Source organism: Pediococcus ethanolidurans (assembly GCF_001437405.1).
Lineage (GTDB): Bacteria > Bacillota > Bacilli > Lactobacillales > Lactobacillaceae > Pediococcus > Pediococcus ethanolidurans.
Genome location: NZ_JQBY01000003.1, coordinates 62,451 through 79,287 on the forward strand (window position 1 = coordinate 62,451; position 16,837 = coordinate 79,287).

Here is a 16,837-nt window from a genome sequence, read left to right on the forward strand (position 1 = left end):
GCGTGGATTTCAAAAGAATTGAATTAATATTTTTAACAGCCTTTGCGGCACTGGATATCTTTTTAGTCATCTCCTTTTTTCAAAACAATTCTGATGTTCATTCAACTTCACAAGGAACGAGTCATAATACAACTATTTTGAAAGAAATGCGTGACGATTCGATTACGTTTGCAAAGCCGTCCAACAAAAAGGGTCAGGGATATTATATTTCTACTCAAACTTCTGGTAATAAAAAGCTGAAGGAAAAAATGGAAGCGTTAAGTGCTCAGTCGGCCAAAATGGTTAGTGGTGAGATTATCAGTACGTTTAATACACCAATAACGATAGATAAACAGAATCCAGACAAAACATTGGATCAGGTTGTAAATGACAGTAATCAAATTGCCAATGGAAAACATTATAAATATGATGAAAAAATCTCGACGGCTAGCCAAATTATTTATACTCAAATTGTATCTGGTCAACGAATTTTCTCGAAATCTGGTCAAATTCGCTTTAAGTTAAATAGTAGTAATCAAGTAGTGGGTTACACCCAGGGGTATTTGACAGATGCTAATCCGCTTCGTGAAAAGCAAGATACAATAAGCCAAGAACGTGCAATTATTTGGCTTTATCAGTATAATGAGGTGCCTAATGAGTCTGTGATTAAATGGGCACGTTTAGGATATACGAGATTATTAAGTATTCAAAAAGGGTCCGTTTATGTACCAACTTGGTATATTGCGGTCCATGGTAAAGGCAGTACAGCCCTTCAGTATTATCGAATTAATGCTTTCACTGGTGTAATTATGAAATACAATACACAGGTTGAATCAACTTCAAGTAGTAAGAATACTAGTTCAATCGAATCAAGCAGCAGTGAAAACGATGATAGTTTGTTGAGTCAGGCGGTTTCAAGTTCTAAACGCGCGGTTGAATCGAGCACACAAACTAGTGTGCGTGAAACAACTAGAAGAGCATACAGTAGCAGTTCAGCCACTAGCTCTAGTACCAGTGCTAATGCAACCAGTTCAAGTGAAACAAGTAGTACAAGCAGTAGCTCAGCTTCATCTGAAGTTCAGTAAATGGTTAATTGAAGTTAAATATAGTTAGAATAAGGGGTAAGGAAATACATGAGTGATGACGACATGAAAATTAGTGTTTTGGCGAGTGGCAGTACTGGCAATGTGACCTATATTGAAACACCCCAACATAAAATGTTGGTGGATGCTGGCTTAAGTGGCAAGAAAATTGAAGGTCTCATGAACAGTATTGGTCGTGATTTAGCTGACGTTGATTCACTTTTTCTTACCCATGAACATACTGACCATATCAAAGGTGCTGGTGTTTTGGCACGCCGGTATAATCTTGATTTATATGCTAATCAGGGAACTTGGCGTGCGATAGAACCTAAGATTGGTCCAATCCCAGAAGAAAAGAAAAATATTTTTGAAGTTGGCAAGACTAAAACCTTTGGAGATATTGATGTTGAAAGCTTTGCTGTGTCACATGATGCGGCTGAACCGCAGTTTTATGAATTTCATCACAATGGCAAGACATTCGTCATTTTAACGGATACGGGTTATGTCTCTGAAAGAGTAGAAGGACAAATCGAAAATGCAGATGCTTATCTGTTTGAAGTAAACCACGATGTTGAGATGTTGCGTATGGGCGGCTACCCATGGCCATTAAAACAACGAATTTTGAGTGACCATGGACATTTATCTAATGAAGATGGTGCCAACGCGTTAATGGACGTGATGGGCTACAATACGAAAAAGATTTTTCTCGGTCATCTAAGTTTGCACAATAATATGAAGGAACTTGCTCATTTAACGGTAGCTTCAATGATGAAAAATAAAGATTTAGCAGTTGGCCATGATTTTCAGTTATTCGACACAGATCATGGAAAGGCAACGAATTTAACTGCAATTTAGAAAAAATTATTAAAATCATTCATATTTTCATCACAATTTACTGATATGATGAAAACAGTTACAATAAATAAGCTAAAGGGGGTTTAGCGATCATTTGATCGCGTATAGCTATGTTTAAAAACAAGAATATATGGGCAATTTTTATTACAGCGTTAGTTGCTGGTTTAATTGGTGGGGGAATTGCGTTCGGTGTTGGTAACTATCTAAGTAATCGGCAAGCCGAAACCGCAACTGCCGTTCCGAGTGGATCAAACAGTTCGGGAACAACAAAGACCAGCAATGTAAAGGTTAATGTCAGCAGTCAGTCTGAAAAGGCGTACAGCAGCATCAAGAATGCGGTTGTGACGGTTATTAACTTAAAGAAGGAAAGTTCAAGTTCAAGTAACAGCTTATACGGTTCAATTTTCGGTGAATCTTCATCAAGTTCTAGTTCCAATTCAAGTTCCAGCAAACTCGAAACCTATGCAGAGGGTTCCGGTGTTATTTATAAGAAGAGTGGCAATGCTGCTTATGTAGTGACAAACAATCATGTTATTTCCGGTTCCAATGCTGTTGAAATTATCATGAGTAATGGTAAGAAAGTTTCTGCTAAAGTTGTGGGTAAAGATTCTGTGACTGATTTAGCTGTTTTGAAGATTAATTCTTCGGTTGTTTCAACCGTTGCAAGTTTTGGTGATTCTAACAGTATTAAAGTTGGTGAAACAGCCTTAGCAATTGGTTCACCACTTGGTTCAGATTACGCAACGTCCTTAACACAGGGAATCATTTCTGCAAAGAAACGAACAGTTTCAACGACTAATGAATCTGGTCAAGAAACTGGCGAAGCGACAGTTATTCAAACAGATGCTGCAATCAACTCTGGTAACTCTGGTGGCCCATTAATTAACTTGGCTGGACAAGTTATCGGAATCAACTCAATGAAACTATCAAGCAGTTCTTCTGGTACAAGTGTTGAAGGAATGGGCTTTGCAATTCCTTCAAATGAAGTTGTGACAATTATCAATCAGTTAATTACTAAGGGTAAGATTGTCCGTCCAGCATTAGGAGCTTCGTTAATTGATTTAACGGATATTACAGCTAGTCAACAAAAATCAGTTCTCAAGTTACCATCAAGTGTCACTGAAGGTGCAGTAATTTATCAGACTTACGTAGGTTCACCAGCACGTAAAGCCGGTTTGAAGAAGTATGATGTTATAACTAAGTTAGATGGTACAAAGATTACAAGTGTTGCTACCTTAAGAGATAAGCTTTATAAACTTAAGATTGGTGACAAGGTAACCATTGGTTGGTATCGTGGAAGCACGTATAAAACAGCCACTATTCATTTAACGGAAACAACAAGTACATTAAGTTCACAAGCAAAATAAGTTAAAATTAAATATTCTATGGAAGACGTCAGGCTTAAACCTGGCGTCTTTTTTAGGCATATTTAAAACTTAAAAGTATCAAACGTTCTTAGTCCGGAGACGATTGATCTCGTGTCCACTATTACACATAAGGGCTAGTTTTCATGTCGAAAACTTCAATGCTTCATACGATGTCGATTCTTGTTGTAAAAATCAGCAGCAAGAAATTCGCACCTCGTTTCAGACCAAATGAGCCACAGGACGGCAGCTAGACTATTTTTTATAAGCTAAGTTGTTTACCATCAGTTATTGAAATAATTTTGATGTTCTCAACCTTCAGGCAATGACTAAACATGTTCCTTAATGCGAAAGTACAAGAGAAACATCTTTGTGTTGTTTTTTATTGTGGGTAGGAGGTGTAGAATTATACACAGAAAATGTATAAGAATTTCTAAAGATGGCAATTTTGCGTGTTTTTAGATTATTTTTAGAAATCCACTTTATTTTTTTGCTGAATTGTGGTTCCGAATGATTTTAAATATTCTAAAGTTTTTCTTAAGGAATAACGGGAATTTTAAAGAGGAAAGACGAACATTGCCCCCATCAGGAATTAATGATTGTTCAGATCAGAAATCAAGGGTGAAAAACATTTGTGGACAACTGTGGATAACTTTGTGAATAACTCAAATGACATTTTAGAGCAGTGACTTGAATCGGGTCGGCATAAGACTTGAAATGGGGTAAAAAGTTATCCACAGGTTGGGGCGAAAGCTGTGGACTAAATTTGTTTCACAAAAATAAGAACGGTGTGAATGCCTAAATGGCGGTGTTTATAGCCTGTGGATACGAACATGTGTTACTGTTGAAAACAGTGGATAACTAAATTTTCTGTTGACAATTTGTGAATAGCTCATGTTGTGGTAAAGGAAATGTAGCATCTATATATAGAAATTTAAGTTATCAACCTGTGGATAACTTTGTGAATAACTTGTGTAAAGGAGTGTTTTTATGAACATCAAGTTTGTAGTGGTGGGAAAACTCAAAGAGAAGTATTTTAAGCAAGGAATTGCCGAATATGCAAAAAGGCTTAGTAAATTCTGTAAGTTTAGTATCGTTGAAGTCCCCGATGAGAAGGCTCCAGAATCTCTAAGTGACGCAGAGATGACTGAGGTCAAAGAAAAAGAGGGCCAACGAATACTAGATAAGATTAAAGAACGTGAGTATGTCTACAGTTTGGAGATCTTAGGTAAGGAACGATCATCAGAAGAGTTTGCTAAGGAGATTGATCAGTTAACAACGTACGGTCACTCTGATCTCACATTTGTGATTGGTGGGTCGTTAGGATTGAGCTCTGAAGTCATGAAACGGGCGAATGCGCACATTTCGTTTGGTCGTTTTACATTACCCCATCAACTTATGCGATTAGTATTGGTTGAACAAGTGTATCGAGCGTTCATGATTAACGCAGGGAGTCCGTATCATAAGTAAAATGGGTTAGTCAGGTTGTGTTAACTGAAATTAGTTAAGACTAGTTCTGTTTCAGAGTGCGCCTAAAAGAAATGCAAGGAGGTCTGTGAATGTCACGGGTAGATTGGTTGAAAACGAAACGAATTGCCTTTTCATATTGGCAAAAGGAAGATTTATCACTGGCTCAGCAATTGTGGGGAGATCCTCAAGTAACCCACTACATCAGTCAGAGTGGCTTTACAAAGCGCGATATCAAGCAGCGTTTGCAGATGGAAATTCAATCACAAGCAGAAGATGCAGTTCAATATTGGCCAATATTTGAATTGAAGAATCATCAGTTAATTGGTTGCTGCGGATTGCATAAAGAGGGTTCCGTGTATGAATTGGGTTATCATCTGGTACCTGAAATGTGGCATCAAGGACTTGCGACGGAGGCCGTTCAAGCTGTACTAAAGTATGCCTTTCAAACGTTAAAGCTCAAAAAAATTACAGCGGGACATCATCCTGATAATTTAGCATCAGGAAATGTTCTGAAAAAATGTGGATTTCAGTATATTGGAACTGAATTTTATGCACCGACAGGATTGCAACATCCAACTTACGAACTGACGGTCCAAAATTTTAAACACTCAGCGAAGCATATCGGTAATCTTTGAAAAATAAAAATGACTTTATTCATGACAATGTGTTTTTTACACAAGGGCGTGCTAAAAGTGATTTGAGTTTTATAAAGTAGATCAAACGATACTATTTATTACTAGGAGACGATTAAAACAAGCAAACAAGCTCAATTCTCAAAAAGAATTGAGCTTATTTGTATGCAAGCACGGGGTTTTGTTCGAGAAAATTGTGAATCAATTAATGCTTCTATTCAAAATTAATCTTTTTTGTAACCAGCATAAAATTGGTAGATGGCAAGAACCACGTTAACCCAGTTCAAAATGATGAACCAAGTATTAAGTGATCCGTGGGCAGTTGTGGCATAGAAAACCCAAAATCCTCCAATAATTGCGATTACATTGATCCAAGCGAAAACTTTTAGTAAGGATTGATTATCCATTTGTGCAAACATCCAAATAACGTTTACAACGAGCCAACAAACTAAGATCCAAAATGTCCAAGTATACATTTTTATTCACCTCATTCTTCCAAATTTGTTGATTGATGTTTCTTACTCAACGGCTAACAGAATAACCCCGTAGCGTTGAAATAAACATAAATAATATAATGCAAAATGTTCAGTTTTGGACATTTAGTCTATAATTGTTAGAAAGTGAATGATTCAAACTGAATTGATCATAGGGGGAAGTAAACGGTATGGTTGAGAAACGTAAATTTAAGACAGAACGAGATATTCAAACTACATTTTTGAATTTACTGCAACAAGAGCCTTTTTATAAAATCACGGTTGCCGAGATTTGTGAAAAGTCATTGACAGGACGGTCAACATTTTATAATCACTATGTTGATAAATATGATCTTCTTGAAAAAATGGTGACGGAGTACACGCAAATGTTTCAAGGCCTGATTCATGAACGCATTTCACAGTTGATGTCTGATCAAGGTAGCAAGGTTTTATTAGATGTTTATCAACAATTGGTGGCACATAAACATGCAATACTGACATTATTTGCTGTTCATGAAAAAGAAGGTGACCTTCAGGCAAGCTTTGAGACTGTTTTGCGAAAAGAATGGACAAACTATTTAGCAACTGTAGATCAACAATTTTCAGTTCCACGAGACTTTATGATTTTTCTTGGTACGGATGTTGTGATGAGTTTTATTCGCTGGTCTTTAACGAATGAGCTAGATGAAAATATTGCCGTTTTTGTGGATCGCTTTAGAAAATCAATGTTTGAATAAATTATAAAAGAAGATGAAGTATTTGATTACATATCGATTATTTAAACCAGAGGATGTCAATGATGTTGCCAAGGTGATTGCGAAAACACTGAGAATTTCAAATCGAAAAGATTATTCACATGAATATATTGAAGCTGATATTAAAAGTATGAATGCGCAATTCTTCATAGATAAAGCAAAACAAACCCATTTTTATGTATTTTGTGATGCGGATCGAAGTATTGGTACTGGTGCTATTGGGTCATATTGGGGAAGTACCACGGAATACAGTTTATTTGATATTTTTATTTTGCCTAATTTTCAACATCAAGGTATTGGTCGTTTAATCATTGAAACTTTAGAAAAAGATAGCTATTTTTTGAAAGCAACTCGAGTTGAAATTCCGGCCTCTATCACTGCATTACCATTTTATCAACACATGGGTTATATGTTTAAAGATGGACAGCACAAGCCAGATAAGGAACAACTTTATCGATTAGAGAAATTCCCAAGGGCTGAATAAACTATAAAAGATAACACGATCTTAAAAATTATGCCGTGTTTTTTTGAATTTCAGATCTTTAATCTTTTTAATTTAATTTATTTAAACTTGCTCGTATTTTCTTTGTTGTGAATGTTGCATCGCTAAACATTGTTGCCGTACACGTTCCATCTTTTTGTATCTAACTGAACTGAATTTTTTATAAAATTCTTGATGAAAATTTTCTGCGGACCAGAATAAGGTTACAAGTAAAATTTTGGTTACAATGGGGCGTTTATATTTATCGAATTTACTTAATGCGTGTTTGGAGGTTTCTGCAATTTTTTGTTATTGCGTATTTTTAACAAAGATAATTGGTCGGTATTAATCCCCGCGATAGTTAATCTACCCCATGCTATCAATCGCTAACGCTACAACTAATTGAAATTTCGCATATATCTTGCATATGCCATAATCATGTGTTAAATTACTGCTAACGAAAGGAATGAGACACATGCCAAAAACTGTTAAAACACGCAAAGTTGCTAAATCTACTGTCATTACGGTTCCAAGTGAATTAAATGTACCAGTCGATGTCCAATTTAAACCATCAGTCAATGAGCATGGTGATTTAATTTTTAAACGAATTGATCACCTAAATCAAAAAGAACGTACAAATATTACTGAATTTGTTGATCAATTTAAACCGGTTCTTGAGTATTTAAAGGACCGATGATATGAAAATTAAATACTTGACGGCGCAACAACTTATTGAACTAAATAAACAAGTTGTCCTTACTGTTGGTGGAACCAACTACGGTGTCCAATCTGTTGAAGCCTTGCATGTTGTTATTGAACAACCAGCCCAGGTCGTATTTGGACATGAACTGTATCCAACCATTTGGTTAAAAGCGGCCTTTATTCTACAAAAAATAACGAAAAAACATGTTTTCGTCGATGGTAATAAGCGAACAGCTTTGATGGCCAGCTTGTATTTCATTAATCAGAATGATTACCAACTAATTAACAATAAAATTGTTAATCAGGCTGGCGACTTCGTACTTTCAGTTACTAATTCTCCTGATAACGAAGAAACAATGCGACAAATAGCTAATTGGTTACAAGAAATTCACAAAAATAAATAATACCGACTGTTTGATCATTGAAACTTTGAAAAAAATAGTTATTTCTGAAAGCAACTCGAATTGAAATCCTGGCCTCTATCACTGCATGACTTTTTTATCAACACATATGGGTTATATGTTTAAAGATGTGCAGCACAAGCCAGATAGGGAACAACTTTATCGATTAGAGAAGATTTCAAAGGCTAAATAAATTATAGAAAACAAATAACGCGACTTTAAGTGAAAAACTTAGTCGTGTTATTTGTTAATTTTAGTTTTTTAATTTATTTAAACTTACTCGCATTTTCCCTCGTAAATGTTGCATCGCTAAATATTGTTGCCGGGCATGTTCCATCTTTTGGTATCTAGCTGGATTCTTTTTATAAAATTCTTGATGAAAATTTTCTGCGGGCCAGAATTGAGTTGCAGGCAAAATTTGAGTTACAATGGGACGTTTATATTTACCGGATTTACTTAATGCTTGTTTGGAGGCTTCTGCAATCTTTTGTTGTTGTGCATTTTCAACAAAGATAATTGGTCGGTATTCATCCCCACGGTCGTTAATCTGACCCATATTATCAGTTGGATCGGTAATTTGCCAGTAAATATCTACTAAATCAGCATATTTTATCAGGCGAGTATCAAAGACAATTTCGACGGCTTCAACGTGTCCAGTTTTCTGACCGGTAACTTGTTCATAGGTTGGTTTATTAACATGACCGCCAGTATAACCAGACAATACGGAGATAATTCCCGGCCTGGTGTCAAAGGGCTCAACCATACACCAAAAGCAACCACCCGCAAATATTGCCCGTTCATAATATGGACTGCTTAAGTTTTGATGTTTTGCCACGTCAAATGCAGTTGCTTGTTTTGAATTGTTAGTTATTTTTGAATAAAAATCTGCCACATCAGGAGTCAGATTGTCACGCCAGGCTAAAGGACGCAAAGTAACTTCGAGTTGATCAAGTTCTGTACTAAACTGTGCACCATTTTCAACCGCATTTTTCATTATCAGTAGTTGTTCGCGTTCCCAGTTTCTGGTTGCTGGGTTTAAAATTAAGTTGTAAACGTCACTAAGAATGTCCTGTTCATTGAAATTCATTTTGCGTCCTCCTTTCACTTTTCAAGAGCATTATGCAGGAATCAAAGCAGAATTGCATCTTTTTTGATTTGAAGTTCAAAACGTAATTAACTTAAAAAAAGTTAATTGTTTGTCGACCAGCTAACGTTTATTTATTCAGTAAATATGTGGATAATAAAAGACCGTTCAAGAAGAACGGTCTTTACTGTGTTGCTTTATTAACTTAATTTCGATAAGAAGCTTTTTACTTCAAGGTAACTTTAACAACTTCTTCATCATTTTCGACTTGGCGAGCAAGGCCATCAAATTTCATATAACCTACAGCAGGCATATTTGTAATGATGACAATCATTGTGGTACCTTTACCAGCCTGATTGATTGCCTGTAAATCGGCAGTTGCAAGTACATCACCATGACGAACTTTTTGACCTTCAGAAACATTTACTGTAAATGGTTTTCCTTTAAGTTCAACAGTGTCTAATCCCATATGAACAAGGACTTCCAAACCATTATCAGTTTTAATACCAATTGCATGTTTTGTAGGGAAGACCGTTGCAATTTCACCATCAACAGGTGAAACAACATTGCCATCTGATGGTTCAACAGCATAGCCATCACCTAACATCTTTTGTGAGAACGTTGGATCGTTAACATCTTCAATTGCCAGTAATTGACCAGCGGTTGGTGTATAGAAGGTATCAACAGCACCAGAATTAATATCTTCACTTGCAGGAGCTGCTTGAGCTGGAGCAGCATTATCGGTAATTTTACCGACAGGAGCGCCTTCTTTATAAAGTTTGGTCAGTGCATCAGCAACAAATTGAACTTCAGTACCAATGACAATTTGTAAGTTAGCTTTATCTAAAACATTGATACCAACCGCACCAGCACCTTTAATGGCGCCCTTATTAATTGTGTCAGTATCTTTCAACTGTAATCGAAGACGAGTTGTACAGTTATCAATGGCCGTAATATTATCCTTGCCACCAATAGCAGTGTAAATCTTTTTAGCTTGAATACTGTATTTATCATCACTATCGTCAGTATCAATAGCCACATCGACACCTTCGTCCGCACCAGCTTCAACTGGTTCACGACCAGGAGTCATTAAATTGAACTTCTTAATGGCGAAGTTAAAACCGAAGTAATAAATAACAGCCATGACAAGTCCTTGAACTAATAACATGTAAGGCACGTTGGCAATTGGCATTCGTGAACTTAAAATGAAATCGACTAAACCAGCACTAAATGTAAATCCGGCTGTCCAGTGCATGAAGGCGGCAAAGCCTAAGGATAAACCGGTGAAAACAGCATGAATTACATATAGAGGCCATGCAACGAACATGAAAGAGAACTCCAAAGGTTCAGTTACACCAGTAAAGAAAGAAGCAAAGGCACCGGCCATCATTAGAGAAGCGGTCTCCTTTTTTCGTTCAGGACGGGCATTACGATAAATGGCAAGTGCACCAGCAGGTAATCCGAACATCATGACAGGGAAGAAACCACCCATGTACATACCGGTAATTCCTTTAACACCCTGGTTAGCCCAGAATTTACCAATATCATTAATTCCGGCAACGTTGAACCAGAATACTGAGTTCAAAGCCTGGTGTAAACCAGTTGGAATTAATAGTCGGTTGAAGAATCCATACAATCCAGCACCAACGGCACCTAAACCAACGAAGAATTTACCAAAAGCAACAAGTGCTTCATATACCGGTGGCCAAACGAATAATAATAGCACGGTAACAAATAACATAACTAAAGCGGACATGATTGGAACTAATCGTTTACCGCTAAAGAATGATAGGGCCATCGGTAATTTGGTTTCGTGGAACCGATTATAGAGCGCAGCAGCAATTAATCCGGCAATAATACCGATAAAAACATTACCACTGAGAGCACTAAAAGATGGATCTACTTGAGTAACCTTGATATTTTTTAACAAGGCAACTGAAGCGGGTGCTAAAACAGAAACGGGAACAAAGTAAGCAACGACGCCGGCTAAAGCAGCAGCACCATCTTTGTCCTTTGACATACCAAGTGCAAGACCAACCGCAAATAAAAGGGCAAGTTGACCAAGAATAGCATTACCACCGGCCTGTAGGAATTGTGCCACGGCCCATTTTGCAGGTAACCAGTGACCAACACCAACCAATAACGCGGCGGCAGGTAAAACAGCAACGGGCAGTTGTAAAGAACGCCCCATGCGTTGAAGATATGATTTCATACCTAAACTCCTCCTCAGAAAAATAGAAAAAATTATAAATCTATAATGCATTTTACATAATAAACCCTCAACAAGCGCTTACACAACCCGTGTAGCAGCTATACCAGTCAATATTGCATATGGTCTATACCGATTGAAAGAAGATATCAGTTACTTTATAGAGATTCAAATTTTATTGGTATAAAATTTGAAAAAATAACTGATGATGCTCTGAAATCATGAAAAGCACGCTAATTTGAAGTTTAAAAAGAAAGATAAGTGTGTTGCAACGAATGCTTATTTCGAAGATTTAAGGTAACTTGCGATATAATGGATTTTAACAACGAGATTTATGAAGTAAGGAGAATATATGATATTTATTGGAATTATGATCGTCATCTTTATTGCACTTGTAGTAGTTTGGTACATGCTTCAGAAACGAAGTAATGCAATTAAAAAGCAATTTACGCTTGAACAAATAAGTGATGTAATGACTAAGGATAAAAGTGTGGTTAAAACGGTCAAACAGGCTCGTTTTTTACAGGGAATTTCGTTTATTGCAGTTTTATTGATTCTATGGACTATCTTTGAAAACTATCCGAATAATTATTACGTAGTTTTGTTGGTTGTGATGCAGTTAACCACGACCGCACGACAATACTTCTTGTACTTGGCTTGGCAACGATGTGCATTTTTAATTAATGGCGGAGAATAAGTGTGTTCTGTTTATGCGGGTGCGTCAACGGATTTTATTTTGAACTTGAGTTAAGAATCTGAAGTTTTAAAAATATTAATTTCAAAAATACAAAAAAGGCGAAACTGAGAAAAATCTCTGGTTCGTCTTTTTTGTCTATGTTGACTATAACGAAACTAAATGTGAAACTGTGGTTGTTTGTAAGATAAATGATGTTGCTGAACTAAAAATATGGGGGAGTAACAAACATTGACTAAAATAACTAAAAAAATAGGTATGGTTTGTTTAGCAGTTATCATTATTATGGCTACTTTACTGGGTATTTATGTACATAATCATCAAACAAAAATAACAAGTAATTACCAACAAACCAATATTCCTACGGTGTTTCTGCATGGCTTTGGCAGCAATTATCATGCTGAACAACACATGGTGAGAGCCATAAAAAAGGCACATGCGACGAACGGTGTTATTCGCGCCGAAGTCTCCAAAACAGGCAAGGTAACACTCGTAGGACATCTGCGTAAAAATGCAGTTAATCCGATTGTGATGATAAATTATCAAAATAATCACGAACGTAGCTACCGCACAGATGGCAAATGGTTACGAAACGTTTTACAAAAGTTGCAACAAACCTACCATTTTAAAAAGTTCAACACAGTTTCACATTCGGTCGGCAATGAGGCAGTCATGTATTATATGGCTGATTTTGCACCACAAAACAAAAAATTACCGCAATTAAATAAAGAAGTTAATATTGCGGGTCACTTTGCGGGAATTCGGGGGTATGACGCGATTAAGGGAAATACTTTGAATGCACAGGGAAAACCAAAACATATGATTTCAACGTATCGTGCTTTGTTAAAATTACACAAAACTTATCCGCAAAGCGTCGCGGTTTTAAACATTTATGGAAATATTGGTGACCATAGTGATGGGACGGTCCAAAATTATTCCTCAAAGTCACTACGTTATCTGGTCCAAGAGCGGGCTAAGTCTTATCAAGAGTTAGAAATGAAAGGTAAGTTGGCCCAACATAGTAAACTTCATTCTAATCATAAAGTAGATCAAGCCATTTTGAAATTTTTGTGGGAAAAATAACACAATAAAAAAATCGGATAATAAGGAAATTAGATTAGTTAGTTTGCTAATCTAAATAGTTTCCTTGTTATCCGGTTTTATTATTTTACATAGGCAGTTCGAAAATCCATGGCTCCGTTAAACTTGTTGTAAACAACGCCATGCAAGTTAGAGTTGACCAACAGACGTGAACGACTTTCGTATAATGGTGTAACACCTTGATCTTTAGTAGCTGTTTTTGCAGCCTTAACAAGATCTTGGTAGCGATTTGAATTGTTCATAGCATCCTTACCATCAGCATTGGTCATGGCTGTATCGTAAGTTTTACTCTGGTAGTGACCCATGTTTGAGTTACTGTTTGAAGTTAAAATGGTCAGTACCTGGCTAGGATCCGCAAAGTCCATCCCCCAGCTTGTTAAGTTAAGTTGAAAATCTCCTTGAGAAACCTTTGTTAACATAGATGGAAATGGCATCGTGCGCACATTTACCTTCAAGTTCTTTAAATGATTCATTAACTGGCCTTGAATATAGGTGGCAGTTTGTTGACTGGTATCATCATTTGCACAGGTGATGGTCACGGTTAGCTGCTTTGTGCCTAATTGCTTTTGAGCGGTCTGATATAATGTCTTGGCTTTTGCAATGTTAGTAGTCATTTCACTTGGTGTTTGGGCGTCATCAACAAAATCTTTGCCCGTTTTCGGATTCTTTAACATATCACGGACACCAAAAGTGTTGGCAGCAATTGAGCCATTTTCAAGAATCTTGGTGACTAGTTGTTGGCGATTAATGGTTAGTGAAATTGCAGTTCGTAAATCTTTGTTGGCAGCTGTTTTGTCTTTTTCATTGTACTGAATAAACCCAACGCGACCAGCCGACAAAGTTTTTAATTCAGGATTATTTTTGTTTTGAACGCTTTGTTCGCCAGCCAATGTAACCATGTCAAGTTTGTGCGATTGATAGAGATTATAAGCTGTAGACGATGTTTTGATCACTTGATAATTGATTTTGTTGAGTTTGACAACCTTGTGATCGCGATAAGTTGAATTTTTAACTAACGTCCATTTATCATTGGTTCCAGTCCATCCTGTTAGCGTGAAAGGACCATTATAAATAGTTGTTTTAGCAGTTGTGCCATATTTACTGCCGTATTTTTCGACTGCTTTTTGGCTAATTGGATAAAAGGTAGTGCCTGCTAATAGTTTCTTGAAGTAAGGAACTGGTTTACTTAATGTGACCTTTAATTGATATTTACCAGTTGCTTTGACACCTAATGTGCTAGGGGCCTTTTTGCCGACCATAATAGCATCTGCATTTTTAATGCTGGTAAACAAATAAGTAAACTCAGATTTTGTTTTAGGGTTCAAAGTTCGTTCCCAAGAATAAACAAAATCTTGTGCAGTTACTTTTTGACCATCGCTCCAGCGACCGTTGTGTTTTAAATTAATTGTGTAAAGCTTACCGTGATTAGAGATGGTTGTTTTGGCCGCTAAAGCATTGATAGGCTGACTATTCTTGTTCAAACGATACAAGCCTTCATCGACTTGACTTAGTTGAGCGCTTGAAACACCATCGGTTATTTTTGAGGCATCCAAACTTGTTAAATTGGTTGCTTCATACAAACTGATTTTTTGTTCTGGTGCTGATTTAGCCTGTTTTGAATTGGCGTGAACGCCAAAACTAACGCCGCCGATAAGAATAATTCCTGCAATGATTAAAGCTTTTTTGTTTGTAAAGATACTCATGATTTAATTCCTCCAAATAAGTTGCATGATTTGTTTTGAAATTGATCAATGAGTTTTGCCATCGTTTTTGTAACATGTGTTTCACCCCGTTTTAGAAATCAAAAAACCGTCCCTAACAGCCAATGTGTTAAGGACGGTTTCCCGCGGTGCCACCTCAATTGAGTCCATTTTAGATTCACAAAAAGTCTAAAGATGCACCCCTACTTTATAGAGAACTAACATTCTCCTGACAACTGACGTATGTCTGACGTCTTTTCGTACTTTCGAAATTTCGGAAAAGCCCTCGGTGGTCCATTTAATTACTTGCGTTCGGCCATAACTTTCAGCAACGATGGCTCTCTTTGCGTGCACGGTAATCTTGATCTCCACTTCATCGGTTTTTAAGGACGATTTTAAGTTGTCATTAGCATACAACTGGTTAGGTAAATTTGTCAATTAAAATTTAACCCAGTTTTTAAAATCCCATTATTTCAATAAAATTTGACAGCATTTGACAATTGAAATACAATTTAAACGATTTTAAAACAAAATATTGGGGGGAGTTATTTATGAATGCTGAAACAGCCGTAAGCATTGGATTACCATTGCTTTTAATTTTTAGTAGTCTTATTCCAAAAAGATATAAAAAATGGGTTTTTTTGAAATTTGGTATGTACCGATATTTTGTACTTGTTCCTTTACTTGGCATCGTTTTATCAATGATTTGGTCAGATGCTCGACCACTATTTCCTCTAATGGTGTTACTTTCGTTATTTGCCATTTTTTGGGATTTTCGAACATTAAAACGAATGAAAAATTAAAAAAAGTTATCCATTTTTAACAGAAACTGGGGCATGGTTATCACCAATTGATAAAGAAGGATGACATTAATAATAAAAATAACCAAAAAGTAGTTAAGCTTGTCAACTTGAACAAGTCTAACTACTTTTTTAATTCATATTAGTTATTCTTCAGATTCAACAATAGGGCGTACAAAGCACCAAACAAATTGGCATCATTACCAAGCTTTGCTGAGACAATTTCTGGTGAAATAACCTGATTTTGCAACATGGGATTAGTTTTTATTAACTCATTAAATTGATGTTTTATTTCTGTAATCAGTCGTGGCTGAACACTGATACCACCACCGATAACAACCTTTTCACCATTAATAATTGCTTGAACATTCAAAATTAAAATAGCGATATTTCGACAAAACTGTGAAAAAATTCTATTTGCTGTTTTGTCACCGTTATTAATCGCGGCAAAAGCAGCTAGACCATCATTAACATCACGGTTATGAAGGGCTTTATTTACTGCTTCAATCATCAATACGGCGGAACAAAGATGGGCAGTGAAGGCATCTAAATCAGATGAAGCTAAGCTGCTATTAATCAGCAGCCAACTAAGTTCGCCAGCCTGAAAATCTTTACCATGTAAAATATGACCATTAATGATAATTCCACCACCAACACCAGTTCCTAAAGTCATGGTAATGCCAGTATTAACGTGGTTTAAATTTCCGAGCCATTGTTCAGCCAATGCAGCCGATTTGCCATCGTTTTCAACGCTAATGGGAACTTGATATCTTTTACCCAAAGTGTCTTCCAAGTTTAGACCGTCTAAAAATGGTAAGGAACCACCGAAATGGATGATTTTGTGTTTAGTATCAATTTTTCCAGGTACACAAATGGCAATTCCAGAGAAAACAGTTTTGTATTTATCGGCTATTTGATAAAGCGAGGTCATAAAGTCATTTAAACTTTTGGTATTAGTTGAGATACGATTTTTTTCTATGATATTTCCAGAATGATCAATAATTGCATATTTTAAATTCGTACCACCAATATCGAATGATAAATATTTTTTCATT

The 16,837-nt window shown here is 36.4% G+C and carries 18 protein-coding genes; 12 read left to right on the top strand and 6 right to left on the bottom strand.

Annotation, left to right across the window (positions count from 1 at the left end; genetic code table 11):
- Positions 1 to 2: 2 nt before the first annotated feature.
- The 5 genes from IV87_RS01875 (at position 3) to IV87_RS01895 (ending at position 5,385) form a co-directional block, all read left to right on the top strand.
- Positions 3 to 1,064, top strand: a complete 1,062-nt coding sequence (locus IV87_RS01875; RefSeq protein WP_057805209.1) for a two-component system regulatory protein YycI — start codon at positions 3 to 5, stop codon at positions 1,062 to 1,064.
- Positions 1,065 to 1,112: 48 nt separating this feature from the next.
- On the top strand, positions 1,113 to 1,916 hold the full coding sequence (locus tag IV87_RS01880; protein ID WP_057805210.1) for an MBL fold metallo-hydrolase: 804 nt from the start codon (positions 1,113 to 1,115) through the stop codon (positions 1,914 to 1,916).
- Positions 1,917 to 2,026: 110 nt separating this feature from the next.
- Positions 2,027 to 3,283: a S1C family serine protease gene (locus tag IV87_RS01885; protein WP_057805211.1), complete on the top strand. Its 1,257-nt coding sequence runs from the start codon at positions 2,027 to 2,029 to the stop codon at positions 3,281 to 3,283.
- Between the two features lie 987 nt (positions 3,284 to 4,270).
- Entirely contained in the window at positions 4,271 to 4,750 is a 480-nt protein-coding gene (gene rlmH / locus IV87_RS01890; RefSeq protein ID WP_057805212.1) for a 23S rRNA (pseudouridine(1915)-N(3))-methyltransferase RlmH, read from the top strand.
- 89 nt (positions 4,751 to 4,839) lie between these two features.
- A complete protein-coding gene (locus tag IV87_RS01895; RefSeq protein WP_057805213.1) occupies positions 4,840 to 5,385 on the top strand; it encodes a GNAT family N-acetyltransferase in 546 nt (181 codons plus the stop codon).
- A 221-nt stretch (positions 5,386 to 5,606) separates the two neighbouring features.
- On the opposite strand, the gene IV87_RS01900 is transcribed toward IV87_RS01895, so the two are convergent.
- Positions 5,607 to 5,858: a hypothetical protein gene (locus IV87_RS01900; protein WP_057805214.1), complete on the bottom strand. Its 252-nt coding sequence runs from the start codon at positions 5,856 to 5,858 to the stop codon at positions 5,607 to 5,609.
- Positions 5,859 to 6,046: 188 nt separating this feature from the next.
- On the opposite strand from IV87_RS01900, the gene IV87_RS01905 reads away from it, so the two are divergent.
- Both IV87_RS01905 and IV87_RS01910 read left to right on the top strand, forming a co-directional pair.
- Positions 6,047 to 6,592, top strand: coding sequence for a TetR/AcrR family transcriptional regulator (locus IV87_RS01905; protein WP_057805215.1), 546 nt, complete (start codon positions 6,047 to 6,049; stop codon positions 6,590 to 6,592).
- A gap of 22 nt (positions 6,593 to 6,614) precedes the next feature.
- The gene (locus IV87_RS01910; protein WP_057805216.1) at positions 6,615 to 7,094 is read left to right on the top strand and encodes a GNAT family N-acetyltransferase; all 480 of its coding nucleotides are present in this window, start codon (positions 6,615 to 6,617) and stop codon (positions 7,092 to 7,094) included.
- An 81-nt stretch (positions 7,095 to 7,175) separates the two neighbouring features.
- Here IV87_RS01910 and IV87_RS11360 read toward each other — a convergent pair whose 3' ends face one another.
- Positions 7,176 to 7,394: a peptide-methionine (S)-S-oxide reductase gene (locus IV87_RS11360; protein WP_082623495.1), complete on the bottom strand. Its 219-nt coding sequence runs from the start codon at positions 7,392 to 7,394 to the stop codon at positions 7,176 to 7,178.
- A gap of 172 nt (positions 7,395 to 7,566) precedes the next feature.
- Between IV87_RS11360 and IV87_RS01915 the strand changes: the two genes are divergently transcribed.
- Complete coding sequence (locus IV87_RS01915; RefSeq protein WP_057805217.1) at positions 7,567 to 7,788, top strand: hypothetical protein; 222 nt, start codon at positions 7,567 to 7,569, stop codon at positions 7,786 to 7,788.
- Between the two features lies 1 nt (position 7,789).
- Positions 7,790 to 8,197, top strand: coding sequence for a type II toxin-antitoxin system death-on-curing family toxin (locus IV87_RS01920; RefSeq protein WP_082623492.1), 408 nt, complete (start codon positions 7,790 to 7,792; stop codon positions 8,195 to 8,197).
- Positions 8,198 to 8,447: 250 nt separating this feature from the next.
- On the opposite strand, the gene msrA is transcribed toward IV87_RS01920, so the two are convergent.
- The gene (gene msrA, locus IV87_RS01925) at positions 8,448 to 9,281 is read right to left on the bottom strand and encodes a peptide-methionine (S)-S-oxide reductase MsrA (RefSeq protein WP_057805218.1); all 834 of its coding nucleotides are present in this window, start codon (positions 9,279 to 9,281) and stop codon (positions 8,448 to 8,450) included.
- 223 nt (positions 9,282 to 9,504) lie between these two features.
- Complete coding sequence (nagE, locus tag IV87_RS01930; protein WP_057805219.1) at positions 9,505 to 11,490, bottom strand: N-acetylglucosamine-specific PTS transporter subunit IIBC; 1,986 nt, start codon at positions 11,488 to 11,490, stop codon at positions 9,505 to 9,507.
- A 349-nt stretch (positions 11,491 to 11,839) separates the two neighbouring features.
- On the opposite strand from nagE, the gene IV87_RS01935 reads away from it, so the two are divergent.
- Positions 11,840 to 12,184 carry a hypothetical protein gene (locus IV87_RS01935; protein WP_057805220.1) on the top strand — a complete coding sequence of 115 codons (345 nt, stop codon included), beginning with the start codon at positions 11,840 to 11,842 and terminating at the stop codon, positions 12,182 to 12,184.
- 228 nt (positions 12,185 to 12,412) lie between these two features.
- On the top strand, positions 12,413 to 13,264 hold the full coding sequence (locus IV87_RS01940; RefSeq protein WP_236698954.1) for an alpha/beta hydrolase: 852 nt from the start codon (positions 12,413 to 12,415) through the stop codon (positions 13,262 to 13,264).
- 80 nt (positions 13,265 to 13,344) lie between these two features.
- On the opposite strand, the gene IV87_RS01945 is transcribed toward IV87_RS01940, so the two are convergent.
- Complete coding sequence (locus tag IV87_RS01945; RefSeq protein WP_057805221.1) at positions 13,345 to 14,985, bottom strand: peptide ABC transporter substrate-binding protein; 1,641 nt, start codon at positions 14,983 to 14,985, stop codon at positions 13,345 to 13,347.
- A 548-nt stretch (positions 14,986 to 15,533) separates the two neighbouring features.
- Between IV87_RS01945 and IV87_RS01950 the strand changes: the two genes are divergently transcribed.
- A complete protein-coding gene (locus IV87_RS01950; RefSeq protein ID WP_057805222.1) occupies positions 15,534 to 15,785 on the top strand; it encodes a hypothetical protein in 252 nt (83 codons plus the stop codon).
- Between the two features lie 139 nt (positions 15,786 to 15,924).
- On the opposite strand, the gene IV87_RS01955 is transcribed toward IV87_RS01950, so the two are convergent.
- Positions 15,925 to 16,836 carry an ROK family protein gene (locus tag IV87_RS01955; protein WP_057805223.1) on the bottom strand — a complete coding sequence of 304 codons (912 nt, stop codon included), beginning with the start codon at positions 16,834 to 16,836 and terminating at the stop codon, positions 15,925 to 15,927.
- Position 16,837 lies beyond the last annotated feature (1 nt).

Bases quoted from the DNA above. Each gene is read 5' to 3' on its own strand.
- IV87_RS01880 (WP_057805210.1), top strand. From the start codon at position 1,113: ATGAGTGATGACGACATGAAAATTAGTGTTTTGGCGAGTGGCAGTACT.
- IV87_RS01885 (WP_057805211.1), top strand. From the start codon at position 2,027: ATGTTTAAAAACAAGAATATATGGGCAATTTTTATTACAGCGTTAGTT.
- rlmH (WP_057805212.1), top strand. From the start codon at position 4,271: ATGAACATCAAGTTTGTAGTGGTGGGAAAACTCAAAGAGAAGTATTTT.
- IV87_RS01895 (WP_057805213.1), top strand. From the start codon at position 4,840: ATGTCACGGGTAGATTGGTTGAAAACGAAACGAATTGCCTTTTCATAT.
- IV87_RS01900 (WP_057805214.1), bottom strand. From the start codon at position 5,858: ATGTATACTTGGACATTTTGGATCTTAGTTTGTTGGCTCGTTGTAAAC.
- IV87_RS01905 (WP_057805215.1), top strand. From the start codon at position 6,047: ATGGTTGAGAAACGTAAATTTAAGACAGAACGAGATATTCAAACTACA.
- IV87_RS01915 (WP_057805217.1), top strand. From the start codon at position 7,567: ATGCCAAAAACTGTTAAAACACGCAAAGTTGCTAAATCTACTGTCATT.
- IV87_RS01920 (WP_082623492.1), top strand. From the start codon at position 7,790: ATGAAAATTAAATACTTGACGGCGCAACAACTTATTGAACTAAATAAA.
- msrA (WP_057805218.1), bottom strand. From the start codon at position 9,281: ATGAATTTCAATGAACAGGACATTCTTAGTGACGTTTACAACTTAATT.
- nagE (WP_057805219.1), bottom strand. From the start codon at position 11,490: ATGAAATCATATCTTCAACGCATGGGGCGTTCTTTACAACTGCCCGTT.
- IV87_RS01935 (WP_057805220.1), top strand. From the start codon at position 11,840: ATGATATTTATTGGAATTATGATCGTCATCTTTATTGCACTTGTAGTA.
- IV87_RS01945 (WP_057805221.1), bottom strand. From the start codon at position 14,985: ATGAGTATCTTTACAAACAAAAAAGCTTTAATCATTGCAGGAATTATT.
- IV87_RS01950 (WP_057805222.1), top strand. From the start codon at position 15,534: ATGAATGCTGAAACAGCCGTAAGCATTGGATTACCATTGCTTTTAATT.
- IV87_RS01955 (WP_057805223.1), bottom strand. From the start codon at position 16,836: ATGAAAAAATATTTATCATTCGATATTGGTGGTACGAATTTAAAATAT.